Origin of the sequence: Polynucleobacter sphagniphilus, assembly GCF_001953355.1 — a bacterium.
Taxonomy (GTDB): Bacteria; Pseudomonadota; Gammaproteobacteria; order Burkholderiales; family Burkholderiaceae; genus Polynucleobacter; species Polynucleobacter sphagniphilus.
The window spans coordinates 402,233-419,222 of sequence record NZ_MPIY01000003.1 but is presented as its reverse complement, the minus strand read 5'-3'; the positions used below and the strand labels follow the sequence as shown (position 1 = coordinate 419,222).

Annotated in this window: 18 protein-coding genes; 10 read left to right on the top strand and 8 right to left on the bottom strand. The window is 47.2% G+C overall.

Features of this window, described 5'->3' with window-relative positions; translation table 11 throughout:
* Positions 1 to 13: 13 nt before the first annotated feature.
* The 5 genes from BOQ04_RS05745 to dut are packed head-to-tail and all read left to right on the top strand — an operon-like array spanning position 14 to position 6,029.
* Positions 14 to 964: a bifunctional riboflavin kinase/FAD synthetase gene (locus BOQ04_RS05745; protein WP_076023863.1), complete on the top strand. Its 951-nt coding sequence runs from the start codon at positions 14 to 16 to the stop codon at positions 962 to 964.
* Positions 939 to 3,818: an isoleucine--tRNA ligase gene (gene ileS / locus BOQ04_RS05740; protein ID WP_425338951.1), complete on the top strand. Its 2,880-nt coding sequence runs from the start codon at positions 939 to 941 to the stop codon at positions 3,816 to 3,818. Before BOQ04_RS05745 ends, ileS begins: the two co-directional genes overlap by 26 nt.
* Complete coding sequence (gene lspA, locus BOQ04_RS05735; protein ID WP_076023787.1) at positions 3,818 to 4,309, top strand: signal peptidase II; 492 nt, start codon at positions 3,818 to 3,820, stop codon at positions 4,307 to 4,309. Before ileS ends, lspA begins: the two co-directional genes overlap by 1 nt.
* A gap of 18 nt (positions 4,310 to 4,327) precedes the next feature.
* A complete protein-coding gene (gene coaBC, locus BOQ04_RS05730) occupies positions 4,328 to 5,539 on the top strand; it encodes a bifunctional phosphopantothenoylcysteine decarboxylase/phosphopantothenate--cysteine ligase CoaBC (protein WP_076023786.1) in 1,212 nt (403 codons plus the stop codon).
* Between the two features lie 40 nt (positions 5,540 to 5,579).
* A complete protein-coding gene (gene dut, locus BOQ04_RS05725) occupies positions 5,580 to 6,029 on the top strand; it encodes a dUTP diphosphatase (protein WP_076023785.1) in 450 nt (149 codons plus the stop codon).
* 66 nt (positions 6,030 to 6,095) lie between these two features.
* On the opposite strand, the gene BOQ04_RS05720 is transcribed toward dut, so the two are convergent.
* The 3 genes from BOQ04_RS05720 to clpS all read right to left on the bottom strand — a co-directional run bounded on the left by BOQ04_RS05720 (position 6,096) and on the right by clpS (position 9,224).
* Complete coding sequence (locus BOQ04_RS05720; protein WP_076023784.1) at positions 6,096 to 6,419, bottom strand: hypothetical protein; 324 nt, start codon at positions 6,417 to 6,419, stop codon at positions 6,096 to 6,098.
* Positions 6,420 to 6,564: 145 nt separating this feature from the next.
* Positions 6,565 to 8,871, bottom strand: a complete 2,307-nt coding sequence (clpA, locus tag BOQ04_RS05715) for an ATP-dependent Clp protease ATP-binding subunit ClpA (RefSeq protein WP_076023783.1) — start codon at positions 8,869 to 8,871, stop codon at positions 6,565 to 6,567.
* Complete coding sequence (gene clpS, locus BOQ04_RS05710) at positions 8,868 to 9,224, bottom strand: ATP-dependent Clp protease adapter ClpS (protein WP_076023862.1); 357 nt, start codon at positions 9,222 to 9,224, stop codon at positions 8,868 to 8,870. The genes clpA and clpS overlap by 4 nt, the downstream gene beginning before the upstream one ends.
* 277 nt (positions 9,225 to 9,501) lie before the next feature.
* Between clpS and BOQ04_RS05705 the strand changes: the two genes are divergently transcribed.
* Together BOQ04_RS05705 and BOQ04_RS05700 are read left to right on the top strand one after the other, a co-directional pair.
* Positions 9,502 to 9,705, top strand: a complete 204-nt coding sequence (locus BOQ04_RS05705; protein ID WP_011903586.1) for a cold-shock protein — start codon at positions 9,502 to 9,504, stop codon at positions 9,703 to 9,705.
* 106 nt (positions 9,706 to 9,811) lie between these two features.
* On the top strand, positions 9,812 to 10,270 hold the full coding sequence (locus BOQ04_RS05700) for a DUF192 domain-containing protein (protein ID WP_076023782.1): 459 nt from the start codon (positions 9,812 to 9,814) through the stop codon (positions 10,268 to 10,270).
* 81 nt (positions 10,271 to 10,351) lie between these two features.
* Here the strand turns inward: BOQ04_RS05700 and ppnP are convergent, their stop codons facing one another.
* From ppnP to argF, 3 genes are read right to left on the bottom strand one after another with little or no spacing between them, the layout of a single operon-like run.
* A complete protein-coding gene (gene ppnP / locus BOQ04_RS05695; RefSeq protein WP_076023781.1) occupies positions 10,352 to 10,657 on the bottom strand; it encodes a pyrimidine/purine nucleoside phosphorylase in 306 nt (101 codons plus the stop codon).
* Between the two features lie 32 nt (positions 10,658 to 10,689).
* On the bottom strand, positions 10,690 to 11,919 hold the full coding sequence (locus BOQ04_RS05690; protein WP_076023780.1) for an argininosuccinate synthase: 1,230 nt from the start codon (positions 11,917 to 11,919) through the stop codon (positions 10,690 to 10,692).
* Between the two features lie 43 nt (positions 11,920 to 11,962).
* The gene (gene argF, locus BOQ04_RS05685; RefSeq protein WP_198929286.1) at positions 11,963 to 12,910 is read right to left on the bottom strand and encodes an ornithine carbamoyltransferase; all 948 of its coding nucleotides are present in this window, start codon (positions 12,908 to 12,910) and stop codon (positions 11,963 to 11,965) included.
* 152 nt (positions 12,911 to 13,062) lie between these two features.
* On the opposite strand from argF, the gene BOQ04_RS05680 reads away from it, so the two are divergent.
* Positions 13,063 to 13,371 (top strand): DUF3579 domain-containing protein, encoded by a 309-nt coding sequence (locus BOQ04_RS05680; RefSeq protein ID WP_076023778.1) that lies wholly within the window; start codon positions 13,063 to 13,065, stop codon positions 13,369 to 13,371.
* Positions 13,372 to 13,450: 79 nt separating this feature from the next.
* Here the strand turns inward: BOQ04_RS05680 and rpsT are convergent, their stop codons facing one another.
* Positions 13,451 to 13,717 (bottom strand): 30S ribosomal protein S20, encoded by a 267-nt coding sequence (gene rpsT, locus BOQ04_RS05675; RefSeq protein ID WP_076023777.1) that lies wholly within the window; start codon positions 13,715 to 13,717, stop codon positions 13,451 to 13,453.
* Positions 13,718 to 13,869: 152 nt separating this feature from the next.
* Here rpsT and murJ point away from each other — a divergent pair, with 152 nt between their 5' ends.
* Together murJ and BOQ04_RS05665 are read left to right on the top strand one after the other, a co-directional pair.
* A complete protein-coding gene (gene murJ, locus BOQ04_RS05670; RefSeq protein ID WP_076023776.1) occupies positions 13,870 to 15,423 on the top strand; it encodes a murein biosynthesis integral membrane protein MurJ in 1,554 nt (517 codons plus the stop codon).
* Positions 15,424 to 15,428: 5 nt separating this feature from the next.
* A complete protein-coding gene (locus tag BOQ04_RS05665) occupies positions 15,429 to 16,271 on the top strand; it encodes a SirB1 family protein (protein WP_076023775.1) in 843 nt (280 codons plus the stop codon).
* Between the two features lie 22 nt (positions 16,272 to 16,293).
* Here BOQ04_RS05665 and BOQ04_RS05660 read toward each other — a convergent pair whose 3' ends face one another.
* Positions 16,294 to 16,944, bottom strand: a complete 651-nt coding sequence (locus tag BOQ04_RS05660) for a VTT domain-containing protein (RefSeq protein WP_076023861.1) — start codon at positions 16,942 to 16,944, stop codon at positions 16,294 to 16,296.
* Positions 16,945 to 16,990: the final 46 nt, after the last annotated feature.

Below are 16,990 nucleotides of genomic sequence, written 5' to 3'. Positions count from 1 at the left end.
TGAAAGCGATTTTGTGAACGTATTCCGTGGCCCGACCCAGTTTTCTGCAGGACCTGCTTGTGCCTTAACCATTGGTAATTTCGATGGCGTGCACAGGGGTCATCACGCCCTGCTCAAAGAACTAAAAGAAGGAGCCGACGAAAGAGGGCTGATAAGTTGCGTCATGACTTTTGAGCCGCATCCAAAGGAATTCTTTTCGCCGGAGGCAGCGCCACCACGCATCTTGAATCTGCGTGACAAATTAGCTGCGTTTGCGCAAATGGGAATCGATCGAGTGGTGGTTGAGCATTTCAACAAGGCTTTTGCGAGCCTAAGTCCAGAAGAGTTTGTTTCAGAAATTCTAGTCAAGCGGCTCAATGCAAAATGGATTTTAATCGGGGATGATTTTTGCTACGGCGCAAAACGTGCCGGAAATTTTGCAAGCCTCAAAGCAGCTGGTGAAAAATTTGGCTTCACCGTTTCAAGCATCGACACTATTCTTGAAGATGGCGAGCGCATTTCTAGTTCGGCTTTGCGCGCCGCATTAGCCAATGGTGATATGACACTCGCCGCCAAATTACTCGGGCGCCCTTATGGCATTTCGGGCCATGTCATTCATGGACAAAAGCTTGGGCGCGAACTGGGCTTTCCCACCTTAAATTTAGCAGTTGCAAATCATCTTCATCATCGTAAGCCTGCAACGAGCGGCATCTTTACAGCACAGGTTATTGGCTTGAGTGATAAGCCTCTGCCAGCAGTAGCTAGCTTGGGTGTACGGCCCACAGTAGAGGATGAAGGGCGGGTGTTACTTGAAACGCATATCTTTGATTACCAACAAGATGCTTACGGAAAAATTGTGACCGTTGAGCTTTTAGAAAAAATTCGTGACGAGGAAAAGTACGCTGACCTCGACACACTCACACAAGCTATTGCAGCAGATGCAAAGCACGCCAGAAATTATTTCCAGAAAAAAGTCTATGTCTGAAAAAGCAAACTCATATCCCGTTAATCTTTTAGAAACGCCATTTCCGATGCGCGGAGATCTTGCGAAGCGCGAACCACAATGGGTTGAGCAATGGCAAAAAAATAAGCTCTACGAAAAGATTCGTGCGGCACATGCCAATCAACCGAAATTTATTTTGCATGATGGCCCTCCATATGCCAATGGTGATATTCATATTGGGCATGCAGTTAACAAGATTCTCAAAGACATGATCGTAAAGTCACGCTGGTTGATGGGTTTTGATTCAGCCTATGTACCTGGCTGGGATTGCCATGGCATGCCGATTGAAATCCAAATTGAAAAACAATTCGGTAAGAATTTACCGACTGCAGAGGTGCAAGCAAAGGCACGGGCTTATGCACAAGTGCAAATCGATAAACAAAAGAAGGATTTTGAGCGCTTGGGCGTTCTGGGCGACTGGAATAACCCGTATCTCACCATGAACTTCCGTAACGAGGCAGATGAGATTCGTGCGCTTGGCAATATTTGGAAAAAGGGTTATGTGTTCCGCGGCCTCAAACCGGTCAATTGGTGCTTTGATTGTGGATCTGCACTAGCCGAAGCCGAGGTTGAATACCAAGATAAGACGGATCCAACGATTGATGTTGGCTTTGCTTTTGATGATGCTCAGCGCCCACAATTAGCAAAAGCGTTTGGTTTAAATGACTTACCAGCAAAGCCTGGTATGGCGGTCATCTGGACAACGACACCTTGGACGATTCCAGCCAATCAAGCCTTGAATGTCAACCCCGAACTCATCTATGCCTTGGTAGATGTGGGTGACAAATTATTCATTCTTGCAAAAGATCGTGTGGAGACCTGCCTTCAGGAATATGGTCTGGCAGGTGAAATTATCGGCACCTGCTTGGGTAGCCAATTAGAAAATATTTCGTTCTGGCATCCCTTAGCAAAACTCGATGCAGGTTATCGTCGTTTATCCCCTATCTATGCAGCTGAATATGTCAGCCTCGATACCGGCACTGGAATTGTTCATTGCTCACCAGCCTATGGTGAGGAAGACTTTAAGTCTTGCAAAAAGCATCAGATAGCCGATAGAGATATTCTGAGCCCGGTAATGGGCAATGGCGTCTACGCCTCCTGGCTCCCTCTCTTTGCCAATGAATTTATCTGGAAGGCCAATCCAAAAATTGTTGAGGCACTCCGAGAGGCCGGTAGCTTGGTGAGAGAGAAAAGCTATACCCATTCATACATGCATTGCTGGCGTCATAAGACCCCAATTATTTATCGTGCCACCTCTCAATGGTTCGCGAGCATGGATAAAAAACCATCTGATGGTAAAGCCAGTTTGCGTGAGACTGCATTGGCCGGTATTGAAGGAACAGAATTCTTTCCAGCATGGGGCAAGCAACGCCTTCACAGCATGATTGCCAATCGTCCAGATTGGACGCTCTCACGCCAACGCCAATGGGGCGTACCAATGGCTTTCTTCGTTCATAAGGAAAGTGGTGAACCACATCCTCGCACCATCGAACTTCTTGAAGAAGTTGCAAAACGTGTTGAACAAGGCGGAATTGAGGCCTGGCAAAAACTCGAAGTGAGCGAACTACTTGGCGATGAAGCATCCCAATACGAAAAGAATCGCGACACCCTAGATGTTTGGTTTGATTCTGGAACAACGCATTGGCACGTGATTCGTGGTTCCCATCGCAATGAACTCTTTAGACCTGAATCCGAATTACCAGAAGGTCGCTTGGCTGATCTCTATTTAGAAGGTTCAGATCAACACCGCGGCTGGTTCCACTCATCTTTGCTGACAGGCTCCATGCTCGATGGCAAGCCGCCTTACAAAGCGCTATTAACCCATGGCTTCACTGTTGATGGTCAGGGTCGCAAGATGAGTAAGTCGGTCGGCAACGTGATTGCTCCACAACAAGTCGCCGATAAATTAGGAGCAGAAATCATCCGCCTTTGGGTTGCCTCAACAGATTACTCGGGTGAAATGACAATTTCTGATGAGATCCTCAAGCGAGTAACTGAAAGTTATCGCCGCATTCGTAACACCCTGCGCTTCTTGCTTGCCAATCTCTCTGACTTTGATCCCACCCAGCATGTCTTACCAACAGAGCAATGGCTTGAGATTGATCGTTATGCTGTCGCACTTGCTGAGCAATTGCAAGGCGAAGTGGAAACCCACTACAAAGCATACGAATTCCAACCAGCGGTTGCACGCATGTTGACTTTCTGCTCCGAGGATTTAGGTGGCTTCTATCTGGACATTCTGAAAGATCGTCTGTATACGAGTGCACCCCACTCACAAGATCGCCGTGCTGCGCAAAATGCGCTTTTCCATATCACGCGCAACCTCTTGAAATGGTTGGCACCCTTCCTCTCCTTTACGGCAGAAGAGGCATGGAAATCATTTCCTCATGGCGCTCAAGAGCAGGCCAGTGAATCGATCTTCATGGAAGAATTTGGCGCTTTCCCAGCAATCAAAGATGCAAATGACTTGGTTTCTAAATGGAACCGCATTCGCGAGATTCGCTCTGAAGTCACCAAAGCCATTGAAGTTGAACGAGAGGCTGGCAATGTTGGTTCATCACTTCAGGCAGAACTCACCATTAAAGTGCCCGAGGCAGATTTTGCTTTAATCCACTCCCTCGGAAATGATTTACGTTTCGTCACAATTACTTCTAGTGCTGCAGTAGAGCACTCTAAGGATGGCTTGGAGGTTCTGGTGCGCGCCAGCCAATTCAAAAAATGTGGTCGTTGCTGGCACCATACAGATGATGTGGGCTTGAACTCAGAACATCCAGATTTATGTGGCCGCTGTATTAGTAATCTTTTTGGAAGCGGCGAAAGTCGCTCATTCGCATAATGCAAACCAAGCAAGAGCTGCCTTTTAAGAAGGCGTTGGCGATCGCAATATTTGTCATATTGCTTGATCAGGTGAGCAAACTGCTCGCATTGACCCATTTGCAATTTGGCCAACCTGAAGCAGTATTGCCCTTCATGAACTGGCTCTTGCTCTTTAACCCTGGAGCGGCATTTTCTTTTCTAGCCCAAGGGTCAGGCTGGCAGCGTTGGTTATTTACCGCCTTGGGTCTAGGAGCATCGCTTTATATCGTGCTGCTATTGCGCAAGAGCCAGAGCGATAAAACCCTCTCATGGGCTCTGAGTTTGATTCTGGGGGGTGCACTAGGAAACGTATTGGATCGCATCCGTTTTGGTGCTGTAGTTGATTTCATTGACCTTCACTACGCTACTTGGCATTGGCCAGCATTCAATGTAGCTGATAGCGCAATCTGCATCGGCGCCGCCCTGATAGTTTGGGGTGAGTTGCGCAAGGCATTTGGCAAAACTGCCTAACCCAATTAAGCTGGCGCCATGCAATCACTTTTAAACAAGAAAATCGTCCTAGGTATTTCCGGGGGAATTGCCGCCTATAAAGCTCCGGAACTTGCTCGCTTGCTCATGCAAGAGGGTGCATCGGTTCAAGTTGTCATGACGCAAGCAGCCCAGCAATTTGTTACTCCCGTAACTATGCAAGCTTTAACGGGCAACCCGGTTTATATCAATCAATGGGATGAGCGTATTGCAAACAATATGGCACATATTGAGCTTTCCAGAGCAGCCGATGCTATTGTCATTGCACCCGCAAGCGCAGACCTCATGGCCAAACTTTCACTGGGTCTAGCCGATGATTTACTCTCAACGCTATGTCTAGCGCGTGACTGCCCTCTCCTGCTTGCACCAGCCATGAATCGCCAAATGTGGGAGTACAGCGCCACCACTCGCAGCGTTGCGCGTTTAGAGGCTGATGGGGTTACTTTGTTAGGCCCTGCTAGCGGATTTCAGGCATGCGGTGAAATTGGCATGGGCAGAATGTTAGAGCCCGCTGAAATTACAGAACAGGTGATTGCCTTCTTTCAGAAGAAAGTATTGTCTGGCAAACGCGTACTGATTACTGCGGGTCCCACATTTGAAGCAATTGATCCAGTGCGCGGTATCACCAATCACAGCTCCGGCAAGATGGGCTTTGCGATTGCGCGGGCCGCCATTGAGGCTGGTGCGCAAGTGCATCTGATTGCAGGCCCCTGCGATCTGAACACACCGCTTCAAGCAACTGGTCGCATTACTCGTACCAATGTCATTAGCGCTAAAGAGATGCATGCTGCAACCATGGCATCGACCGACTGCGATATTTTCTTTGCTGTCGCTGCCGTGGCTGACTGGGGTATCGCCAAGCCTTCTAAAGAAAAGATGAAGCGCCAGGGAACTAAAGCCCCTGCCATTGAATTGATTGCGAACCCCGATATTTTGCTAGACGTTGCAAAGGCGGTAAAAAAGAAAGCTGGCAAACCTTATCCATACTGTGTCGGCTTTGCCGCCGAATCCACTACACTTGCCGAGCATGCAAAGGCGAAAAGAATTCGTAAAGGCATTCCAATGATTGTGGGCAATATTGGGCCCGATACCTTTGGCAGCAATCTCAATCAATTACTAGTGATTGATGATCGTGGTAGCAAGAAACTCGCTCAAGCTGAAAAACTCGTTTTAGCACGTCAACTCATTCAGTTAGTGGCTAAAAAATTGTAATCATGCGCAATTCATCCATTTATTTGCTTTAGGAATCTTCATGCAATCACTCCAAGTCAAAATTTTAGATGAGCGCATGCGCTCCCTATTACCCGCATATGGGACACCAGGTAGTGCAGGCCTGGACTTACGCGCATGTATTGATCAAACAATCGACATCGCACCAGGACAAACCGTACTGATACCAACCGGTTTAGCGATTTACGTTGAAGATCCTCGCTATGCTGCTTTTATTCTGCCGCGCTCTGGCTTGGGTCATAAGCATGGCATCGTCTTAGGAAATCTAGTTGGCTTGATCGACTCAGACTACCAAGGTCAATTAATGGTGAGCACCTGGAATCGTGGTGACACAGCCTTCAAGCTCGAACCAATGGAGCGCTTAGCTCAATTGGTCGTCATGCCCGTTCAACAAGTTGAGCTCAAAGTGGTAGAGGAGTTCACTGAAAGCAGCCGCGGTGCTGGGGGCTTTGGCAGCACCGGTCGCAGCTAAAGCATCACGCCTCGGCAATTGAATAAACCGCCCCTCTCTATTTGGGCGGTTTATTTTTTCCTAAAATTACTGAACTGGAACCTGCTGCCAGCCACTTGGGCAAGCTTGGGTTTGAGGGTAGTAGAGTCCATTCTCAGGACAAAATGCCGCTGTTCTATGGGCCACTTGATAGTATGGCGTTGCATAGTAGACGGGTGCAGGACGATAGTAAGTACTAGCAACTACTGCTCCGGCCACCGCACCTACTGCAAATGGTGCCCAACCATACCCATAACCACCTCCACGCCAAGCACCGTGCCATCCACCGCCATGCCAACCATAAGCATTGGCAGGAGCAACAAAACTGCATAAAGCGAGCGCTGTCATTACAGAAATTAGGATTTTTTTCATCTTTACCTCCTGGGTATTTATTTGAATTCTGATCCCTACTCATATAACGCTCATTCAAAATAGCGAGTTGACATTATTGCTAAATAAACAAAAACCACCCGAAGGTGGTCTTGTTTGCATACAAAAACTAGTTTCTGAATTTGGATCAGATTTCTTCGGCCGGAGCCACATCAGCCTTGGGTAGCTTGCGCGGCAATGCAGGTGCCTGAAAATCCAGTAACACCTTACCGTCAGCATCAATATCAACCGCTACCGCACCACCCTGTGCTAACTTACCAAAGAGTAGTTCATCTGCCAAAGCCTTGCGAACGGTATCTTGAATAATCCGCTGCATTGGCCGAGCCCCCATTAAAGGATCGAAACCATGCTTAGCAAGGTGGGCGCGTAATGCAGGGCTAAAAGTGGCATCCACCTTCTTCTCATGCAATTGCTCCTCTAACTGCATTAAGAATTTATCCACAACCCGCATGATGATGGTTTCATCAAGCGCCTTGAAGGAGACGATAGCATCCAAGCGATTGCGGAATTCTGGCGTGAAATACTTTTTAATATCAGCCATCTCATCACCAGACTCACGAGCATTAGTAAAGCCGATGGTTGATTTCTGCATTGCCTCTGCACCAGCATTCGTAGTCATGATGATGATGACATTGCGGAAGTCAGTTTTACGGCCATTGTTATCTGTCAAAGTACCGTGATCCATTACTTGCAGCAAGATATTGAAAATATCTGGGTGGGCTTTCTCAATCTCATCAAGCAAGAGTACGCAATGCGGCTTCTTATTCACTGCCTCAGTTAATAAGCCGCCTTGGTCAAAACCAACATAGCCCGGAGGCGCGCCAATTAAACGGCTAACGGCATGGCGCTCCATGTACTCAGACATATCAAAACGCAACAACTCAATGCCAAGAATGTAGGCAAGCTGTTTGGCAACTTCAGTTTTACCAACGCCCGTAGGGCCCGAAAACAAGAATGAACCGATCGGGCGATCAATCTTCCCAAGGCCCGCACGCGTCATTTTGATGGCACTTGCTAGCGCCTCAATTGCTGGGTCCTGACCGAAGACGACACTCTTGATATCACGATCTAAGGTCTGTAATTTGCTACGGTCATCCACCGTGACTGACTGTGGGGGGATGCGCGCAATCTTTGCCACAATTTCTTCAATCTCGGGGCGACCAATCGTTTTCTTCTGCTTAGACTTTGGCAAGATACGCTGCGCAGCGCCAGCCTCATCAATCACATCGATTGCCTTATCTGGCAAATGACGGTCATTAATGTAGCGTGAAGAAAGTTCAGCGGCAGCTACTAAAGCCGCAGCAGCGTATTTCACACTATGATGTTCTTCAAAACGGGACTTGAGTCCACGCAGAATCTGGACGGTTTGATCTACAGTAGGCTCAACAACATCCACCTTCTGGAAGCGGCGAGATAATGCTGCATCTTTTTCAAAGATGCCACGATACTCAGTAAAGGTGGTTGCGCCGATACACTTGAGCTGCCCATTTGATAGAGCGGGTTTGAGCAAATTGCTTGCATCGAGAGTACCCCCAGATGCAGCACCAGCCCCAATCAAGGTATGGATCTCATCAATAAAGAGAACGCCATGTGGGCTGTCTTTAAGGGATTTGAGAACGCTTTTAAGACGCTGTTCAAAATCACCACGATATTTAGTGCCAGCTAAAAGTGCGCCCATATCTAAGGAGTAGACGGTAGCATCAGCCAAGATATCAGGGACATCCCCCTTCACAATTCTCCAGGCCAGGCCTTCGGCAATCGCTGTTTTTCCAACGCCAGCCTCACCAACCAACAAAGGATTATTTTTGCGACGACGGCACAAGACCTGAATGACACGCTCCACTTCGCTGTCACGACCAATTAAGGGGTCAATCTTGCCTTGGCGCGCCATAGCATTAAGATTTTGCGTGAACTGCTCTAGCGGACTTTCTTTTCCACCTGAGGCAGATTCTTCTGTCTCTTGTGCAGGATCTACAGGTTTCACATGTTCAGCCTGATCCTTACGAACGCCATGACTAATAAAGTTCACTACATCTAAGCGGGTAACACCCTGTTGCTGCAAGAAATACACCGCATGGGAGTCTTTCTCGCCAAAAATAGCCACCAACACATTTGCGCCAGTGACTTCTTTCTTGCCACTAGAGGTTGACTGCACGTGCATAATGGCGCGCTGAATGACCCGCTGAAAGCCTAGAGTTGGCTGAGTATCGACCTCTTCGTTACCAGGCACTACCGGAGTATTGTCATTAATAAAATTTTTGAGTTGCGCACGCAGCTCCGCAATATTAACTGCGCAAGCTTTGAGAACCTCAACCGCTGTTGCGTTATCCAATAGAGAGGCCAATAAGTGCTCGACCGTAATGAACTCATGTCGAGCAGCCCGAGCGTCAACAAACGCCATATGCAAACTCACTTCTAATTCTTGGGCAATCATGCTTCCTCCATCGTGCACTGTAGTGGGTGGCCCGCTTCGCGGGAGAGCTCTAAAACCTGATGCACTTTGGTGGCAGCCACATCGCGGGTAAAAATTCCACAAACGCCTTTGCCTACCAAATGAACCTGGAGCATGATCCGAGTTGCCGTTTCATGATCCTTCCTAAAATACTCCTGAATGACCATCACCACAAACTCCATTGGGGTGTAATCGTCATTCAATAGTAAAACTTTATACATCGAAGGCTCCTTTACTTTCTCGGCCTGCTTTTCGAGAAGGACGGTGTCTTCGATGTAGGGGTTGTTGGGACTACCAACCGTGGGATTTTTCGTTGTGCGACTCATGAGAAACATTCTAAACACAGATACATAAACTTAAATTTACAGGGGTCCTGTTGTGAAAAAACCATTAATAAAGCCCACTTACCCCATATTGGGGCATTTTTTCATAAAAAAAGGGGTACTTCACCCCAACTATATGCATATAACCCCTTGACACCTCACCATAAAGGGCAAACAATCAGGGTATAGGCTTTATTTAAAGTCCTATTTAGGCGTGTTGTAGAGCGAGACTGATTAAAAAGTATTCACCCTCATCACGGTTGTTTTAAGTTTATGTAATGGAGTTCGCATGGCGACCGGAATTGTTAAGTGGTTCAATGATGCAAAAGGTTTTGGTTTTATCAAACCTGATGATGGTGAAGAAGAGTTGTTTGCGCATTTCAGCGCAATTACAATGCCTGGGTTTAAAACCCTCAAGGAAAACCAAAAGGTAACGTTTGACATTACCCAAGGTCCTAAAGGCAAACAAGCTACCAATATCCAAGCAGCTTAATCGCTCTTAGATCATTACTAAAACCCAGGACTTGTTCCTGGGTTTTTTTCGCCTATATTTTCTTCTCCCTTAGAATGCACGCACACCCTATTTGCTAGAGAGCATCATGCACCTTCTGAATATCAAACCCATCCTCCTGACCTTAGCGGGCGCCGCTTCCTTCCTGATCTCCATCAGCACCATCGCGCAAGTGAACACTGGCCTGCCGACTATTGAACTGAAAACAGGAATTTATCGTATTCAAGCAGAGTTAGCGGATACCCCTCAAGCAAGAGAAGTTGGGCTGATGAATCGCACGAGCATGCCCACTAACTCAGGAATGCTATTTGTTTTTGAACAGAAAGCAGGAAATTGCTTTTGGATGAAAAACACCAAGATCCCCCTATCGATTGCATTTATTGCAGATGACGGCAAGATTGTGAATATTGAAGAAATGCAAGCTGACACCACCAATAACCACTGCCCAACAGCCCCCATTCGTTACGCTCTAGAGATGAACAAGCAATGGTTTGCAGAGCGCGTGATCATTCCAGGAATGACAGTGACAGGCTTACCGAAGAAATAAGCAAAGAAGTCATAAAAAAATGCAGACCTTGGTCTGCATTTTGTTTGCGCCAGCGATACAGTGGCGAGCAACAACTCAGCTTTACTCAAAGTGGCAAACGTAGTGAACTGGTGACTCGGCGCGAATAATAAAATATCCGCCCTTTTCCACTTCCCAGCTCTGACCTGCCTTGAACTCCTGTTCAGGAGCACCATTAATGCTCACAAAAGCATTGCCATCCACCACTTCCATAATTTCTTTAGTGCTTAAGTCAAAACGTAAAGTGCTTGGAAGCACAACACCAACAGACTTACGCACACCATTTGGCAAGGTGACGGTATGTGAGACGCATTTACCATCAAAAAATACATTCGCTTTTTTACCTACTGATACTTGATCAAATTGCATCTTTATTCTTTCAAATCAACATCGTTAAAAAATTATTTAGCGCGCTTGCGCTTAGCAGTCTCAGCAATGCGCATACGCAAAGCATTGAGCTTGATGAAGCCACCAGCATCGGCTTGGTTATAAGCGCCACCATCATCGTCAAAAGTAGCAATTGTTTGATCGAACAATGTATTTGCTGAATCGCGCGAAATGACTGAGACCGAGCCCTTATAGAGTTTCAAACGCACCACGCCATTTACCATTTGCTGGGTGTGGTCAATTAAGGTTTGCAAGGCAATACGCTCTGGAGCCCACCATAAGCCGTTATAAATCAGGCTAGCGTAGCGAGGCATCAAATCATCTTTTAAGTGAGCCACTTCACGATCAAGGGTGATGCTCTCGATACCGCGGTGCGCTTTAAGCAAGATAGTTCCACCAGGGGTTTCATAGCATCCACGACTCTTCATGCCGACAAAACGGTTTTCGACTAAATCTAAACGACCGATGCCATGCATTCCGCCAAGGCGATTTAACTCAGCTAATAACTCATGTGGCTTATAAGTCTTACCATCAATCGCTACTGGATCTCCTGCACGGAATTCAATTTCAATAATTTGAGCAGCATCCGGGGCCCTTTCAGGTGAAACAGTCCAACGCCACATTGATTCTTCAGCCTCGGCATTGGGGTTTTCCAAATGACGGCCTTCATAGCTAATGTGCAAGAGGTTGGCATCCATGGAATAGGGTGAGCCACCTTGCTTATGCTTCATCTCGACTGGAATACCATGCTTTTCAGCGTAGGCCATTAATTTTTCGCGTGATAGCAGATCCCATTCACGCCATGGCGCAATCACTTTGATTCCTGGCTCAAGAGCGTAGTAACCAAGCTCAAAACGAACCTGATCATTTCCCTTGCCCGTTGCACCATGTGACACCGCATCAGCACCGGTTAAGCGGGCAATTTCTATTTGGCGTTTAGCAATCAAAGGGCGCGCAATAGATGTACCCAACAAATACTCGCCCTCGTAGATGGTGTTGGCACGGAACATAGGGAATACAAAGTCACGTACAAACTCTTCACGCAGGTCATCAATAAAAATATTTTCTGGCTTGATACCAAATTGCAATGCCTTTGCACGCGCAGGCTCCAGCTCTTCACCCTGACCCAAGTCAGCCGTAAAAGTCACGATCTCACATTGGTAGGTATCTTGTAGCCACTTCAAAATAACGCTGGTATCAAGACCACCGGAATACGCCAACACTGCTTTTTTAATATCTGACATGATTTCTATTCAATAAAAAATTAACTCGAAAAACTAAATATATTCAATCCAAGCGACCGCAGAGCAAATATTCCATGAGGGCTTTTTGCACATGCAAGCGATTTTCTGCTTCTTCCCACACAATACTTTGTGGACCATCAATGACATCGGCCGCCACCTCTTCGCCACGATGTGCAGGGAGGCAGTGCATAAACAGAGCGTCCGGTTTTGCTAACGCCATTAACTCGGGTGAAACCATCCACTCCTTAAATGCGCTCATACGCGACGCATTTTCATCCTCGTAACCCATACTGGTCCAAACATCTGTTGTTACCAAATCAGCATCCTTGCAGGCATCCCTAGGGTCTGAACATACTGTGAGGTGATTTAAGGCTGCTCCAGTGAGGCGCGAGCTATCTAGTTGATAACCCTTGGGGGCAGAAAAACGAATTTGGAAATTCAAACATTCGGCCGCCTGAATCCAGGTGTACGCCATATTGTTGGCATCACCCACCCAAGCAACTGTTTTACCCTGTATTGGGCCGCGTGCCTCGACAAAAGTAAAAATATCAGCCAAAACCTGACATGGGTGATATTCATTGGTTAAACCATTAATGACGGGTACGCGTGAATTAGCAGCAAAACGCTCAATGATCTCTTGCCCAAAGGTGCGAATCATGATGATGTCAGTCATCCGAGAGATCACCTGGGCGGCATCTTCTACTGGCTCACCGCGGCCCAATTGAGTATCGCGAGTATTCAGGTAGACAGCATGTCCACCCAATTGATGAATACCCGCCTCAAAAGATAAACGTGTACGAGTGGAATGCTTTTCAAAAATCATTGCCAAGGTGCGGTCATGCAATGGATGCCAAGTCTCATAGCTCTTAAATTTAGCCTTGAGCCAAGCAGAACGCTCGAGCAAATAGTCATACTCTTCTCGAGAAAGGTCAGAAAATTGCAAGTAATGCCTGACCTGACCGGGCGCTTGGGGTTTTGCCAGAGATGTCATTGTTGAGCTTTCTACTAAAGTTTTAGCTTGCATTTTTTTCTTTGGGCATTCAACTGCACGAAAATAGTTCCTAAAGTCATCTTAAGCTCATTCGAGGCTGTTAAGCTTAGAGGCTTATTGCTACTTATTTCTACTACGATCCTGACGCCAACTTGAACCACAAAAAGCTTTTCATTCAAGGCATTACAACTTCTGGCAAGCCATTTCGGCCCAGCGATTGGGCTGAACGTCTATGCGGAGTGATGGCTACATTTCGCCCGCCAGGCGATGCTGGCGACCCCCGCTTCACTTACTCGCCTTATGCCAGACCAGTTGTTATTGCTAAAGTGAAATGCGTTGTCATTGATACCAGACTGGGCGATCTTGATCCAAGAGCGCTCGACTTCGTTATGAACTTTGCCAAAGACAATGAGTTACCCATCGAAGAAGCTTGTGAGTTTGAACCCAAACCACAAACCTAGTCTTAAAAACAAAAACCCGCTCTGATAAGGAGCGGGCCTAGGCAAGCATGACGCTTGCCAGCCTAAAACAAATTACGTCTTACGCTGCCATTGCCTTAATAGCTGCAGACAAACGTGCCTTTTGACGAGCAGCAGTATTTTTGTGTGCAATTTTCTTGTCAGCAATCTTGTCGATTGTTGATTGAGTTGCAATGAAAACTTGAGCGGCAGCAGCTTTATCACCTGCTTCAATTGCTTTGCGAACCGCCTTAATGGAGGTGCGAAGCTTTGAACGCAAACTAGAGTTGTGCTCGTTCTGTTTTACTGCCTGCCGTGCGCGTTTACGCGCTTGTGCGGTATTGGCCATCTTTAAACCTTGCTATATAAAAATTACAAAATACGATTAACTGAAACTTGTATGGGATTGCCAGCTTTCTTTGCGGACCCACCAAAACCCAAGATTTTACATTAAAGGGGCAAAAAAGCCCAGCCGCCTGACAAATAAGAGAAAATCGACCCATGAATCTGCTTTCCGCTGCCGCCAAAGTCAGCTCCCTTACGATGCTCTCCCGCATTACAGGCCTCTTGCGGGAGACCCTAATTGCCCGTAGTTTTGGGGCTTCCGAGTGGACTGATGCCTTTAATGTGGCTTTTAGGCTCCCCAATTTGCTACGCAGATTATTTGCCGAAGGGGCCTTTTCCCAGGCTTTTGTCCCAATTTTGGGTGAAATGGCTACTCAAGGCGACCAAAAAAAGGCTCAAGTCCTCGTTAATGCCGTTGCTACGCTCTTATTTTGGGCTTTGCTGCTTACGGTATGTATTGGTGTCGTAGGCGCCCCCTTGCTGATTCTAGTGATTGCTACGGGCTTTAAAGGCGGTCCAGCATACGAGGCAAGTGTTGTTATGACACGCATCATGTTCCCTTACATTGGGCTAATTTCAATGGTTTCGCTGTCGGCCGGCATCCTCAATACCTTTCAGCGCTTCGCCATTCCAGCATTTACCCCGGTTTTACTCAATTTAGCCCTCATTGGGAGCGCTATTTTGTTGTCTCCATATCTAGAGCAACCGATTTATGCCCTGAGCATTGGGGTGCTTTTGGGCGGCTTTTTGCAACTTGGCATCCAGATTCCAGCTCTGGCGCGATTGAAACTTTTGCCCAGAATAGCTTTGTGGCCCAAAGCCATCAAGGCGGCCGCTCAAAATACTGAGGCAAGAAGGGTCATGCGACTGATGGGGCCAGCCGTTTTCGCGGTATCAGTTGCGCAGATTTCATTGATTATCAATACCAATATCGCCTCGCGACTACCTGCCGGGAGCGTCTCGTGGCTTTCGTATGCTGATCGCCTGATGGAATTTCCCACCGCCCTTTTAGGAGTAGCGCTGGGTACCGTGCTCCTGCCTAGTCTGAGCAAAGCGAATGCTCAAAATGACCTCAAGCATGCGGGTGAGCTCCTCATTTGGGGATTACAGTTAACCTTTTTGCTAGCTGCGCCTTGCGCGCTCGCCCTCTTTATTTTTGGCGAACCCTTGGCGGCAGTTCTGTATCACTACGGCAAATTTAGTGCGCTTGATGTCTTGATGACGCAGCGCGCCTTGGCAGCCTATGGTGTTGGCTTAATTGGCTTGATCTTGGTAAAAATCTTAGCGCCTGGTTTTTATTCTCGCCAAGATATTCGCACGCCTGTCAAAATTGGCTTGCTCGTGCTGGTTGCCACCCAGTTAGCCAATCTGGTTTTTGTACCCTGGTTTGGTCATGCTGGCCTTGCACTATCCATTGGGCTGGGGGCCTGCTTAAATGCCACCCTTCTTTGGGTTGGCCTTAGCAAGCGCGGAGCCCTTCCCTCAGCATCTTGGTTGCAGTATTTGAGTCAACTATTTTTTGCGCTCATTCCATTTGCAGGGGTACTCTATTACGCCGCCCACTTTCATAACTGGATAGCCTTGCAAAGCACGCCGTGGTGGCGCATCAGCTTATTGGCTTTGTGGTTAGGTGTAGCAGCAGTCGTCTACTTTGCCGCACTGGGTTTAGTTGGAATTCGCTGGCAAAAATTTCTGCGTCATGCAAAATAGAGCATATGCCAACACAACAGCTTGACTACTTCACATCCCTGGTTACAGAGGACGAGCACTTTCCCTTAACTGAGGCGGCAGTAGCAGTAGCTCAGCATGCCTATCCCGACCTAGATGTTCAGGGAGTGCTCGATCAAATCGATCAGTTGGCCAGCAAACTACGGACTCGTATTAGCCCGGATACCACCCCGATTCAGCGCCTGCAAATCCTCAAACACTTCTTCTATACTGAGCTTGGATTTGGCCCCAACCCCAATGATTTTTATGCGCCTGAAAATTCATATTTGCACCAAATTATTGAGAACCGGCGCGGCATACCCATCTCCTTAGCTATCCTCATGATGGAATTAGGGCAGCAGATTGGGTTAAATATTCGCGGGGTTTCTTTTCCGAATCACTTCATGATGCGTATTTCCCTGCAACAAGGTGAAATCATCATGGACCCATTAACAGGCGATTCGCTTTCCAAGAATCAACTGCAAGAAATGCTCGATCCCTACCTTGATGCCAAAGGTTATCGAGGTGAACTGAGTCTACCCTTAAATCTTTTTTTACGCGCCTCCAGTCCAAGAGAAATTCTCTCGCGTTTTTTACGTAACCTCAAAATGATTTACTCGGAAGATGAGCGCTGGGAGCGTCTCCTTGGCATACAAGAGAGATTAGTCATCCTCTTACCAGAATCAGTAGAAGAGATCCGTGATCGCGGGTTGATCTTTGCACAATTGGAATACGTTCGTCCGGCTTTAGCGGATATGCAACGCTATCTCAGTGAGGCGCCTGGAGCAGAAGATGCCTCCGAAATCAGAGAGCATATCGCTACGCTTGAGGGCCAAACCAAGCTGCACTAAGGCGTTACCTCAAGGGTAGTTGTTAGCCCTTTTTCTTTGACTTCAATAACTTGTAGAGTCCTGCCAATAAAATTGGCAAGGCCGCTGCGCCCACGCCAATGAGAACAATGACATTGAGGTTTTGGCGTATCAAGGGAATATTTCCAAAGAAATAGCCTGCGGCAACCAATCCCACAATCCACAAACCTGCGCCCGCAATATTAAATAACTGAAAACGCGCAAAGTTCATTTCTGAAACGCCCGCAATAAAAGGTGCAAAGGTGCGAATAATAGGCAGAAAACGCGCCAAGATAATTGTTTTGCCGCCGTGCTTCTCATAAAACGAATGGGTTTTACGCAGGGCATTTTGATCAATCCAAGCAGATTGACTACTGAACACGCGATGACCTATCCAGCGTCCAATGAAATAATTTACTGTGTTACCGGCAACCGCTGCGAGCAATAAACCAAGACAGAGGACGCCAATATCAAAATGCCCAGTGGCACAGTAAGCGCCAGCAATGAACAACAGTGAGTCACCGGGCAAAAAGGGGGCTACCACCAGGCCAGTTTCAGCAAAGACAATGGCAAATAAGAGGCCATAAGCCCAGAAGCCGTATTGCGCAATGATCACATCCAAATGCTTATCGATATGCAGCAATAAATCACTTATTTGTAAAAGGGTATCAACCAACACGCACTCCGCTTATGAATTTGAAGAGCATATTAACAGGCTCTTG

Excerpts from the sequence above, each read along its gene's own strand:
- lspA (WP_076023787.1), top strand. The coding sequence starts at position 3,818 with ATGCAAACCAAGCAAGAGCTGCCTTTTAAGAAGGCGTTGGCGATCGCA.
- coaBC (WP_076023786.1), top strand. The coding sequence starts at position 4,328 with ATGCAATCACTTTTAAACAAGAAAATCGTCCTAGGTATTTCCGGGGGA.
- dut (WP_076023785.1), top strand. The coding sequence starts at position 5,580 with ATGCAATCACTCCAAGTCAAAATTTTAGATGAGCGCATGCGCTCCCTA.
- BOQ04_RS05720 (WP_076023784.1), bottom strand. The coding sequence starts at position 6,419 with ATGAAAAAAATCCTAATTTCTGTAATGACAGCGCTCGCTTTATGCAGT.
- clpA (WP_076023783.1), bottom strand. The coding sequence starts at position 8,871 with ATGATTGCCCAAGAATTAGAAGTGAGTTTGCATATGGCGTTTGTTGAC.
- clpS (WP_076023862.1), bottom strand. The coding sequence starts at position 9,224 with ATGTTTCTCATGAGTCGCACAACGAAAAATCCCACGGTTGGTAGTCCC.
- BOQ04_RS05705 (WP_011903586.1), top strand. The coding sequence starts at position 9,502 with ATGGCGACCGGAATTGTTAAGTGGTTCAATGATGCAAAAGGTTTTGGT.
- BOQ04_RS05700 (WP_076023782.1), top strand. The coding sequence starts at position 9,812 with ATGCACCTTCTGAATATCAAACCCATCCTCCTGACCTTAGCGGGCGCC.
- ppnP (WP_076023781.1), bottom strand. The coding sequence starts at position 10,657 with ATGCAATTTGATCAAGTATCAGTAGGTAAAAAAGCGAATGTATTTTTT.
- BOQ04_RS05690 (WP_076023780.1), bottom strand. The coding sequence starts at position 11,919 with ATGTCAGATATTAAAAAAGCAGTGTTGGCGTATTCCGGTGGTCTTGAT.
- argF (WP_198929286.1), bottom strand. The coding sequence starts at position 12,910 with ATGACATCTCTGGCAAAACCCCAAGCGCCCGGTCAGGTCAGGCATTAC.
- rpsT (WP_076023777.1), bottom strand. The coding sequence starts at position 13,717 with ATGGCCAATACCGCACAAGCGCGTAAACGCGCACGGCAGGCAGTAAAA.
- murJ (WP_076023776.1), top strand. The coding sequence starts at position 13,870 with ATGAATCTGCTTTCCGCTGCCGCCAAAGTCAGCTCCCTTACGATGCTC.
- BOQ04_RS05665 (WP_076023775.1), top strand. The coding sequence starts at position 15,429 with ATGCCAACACAACAGCTTGACTACTTCACATCCCTGGTTACAGAGGAC.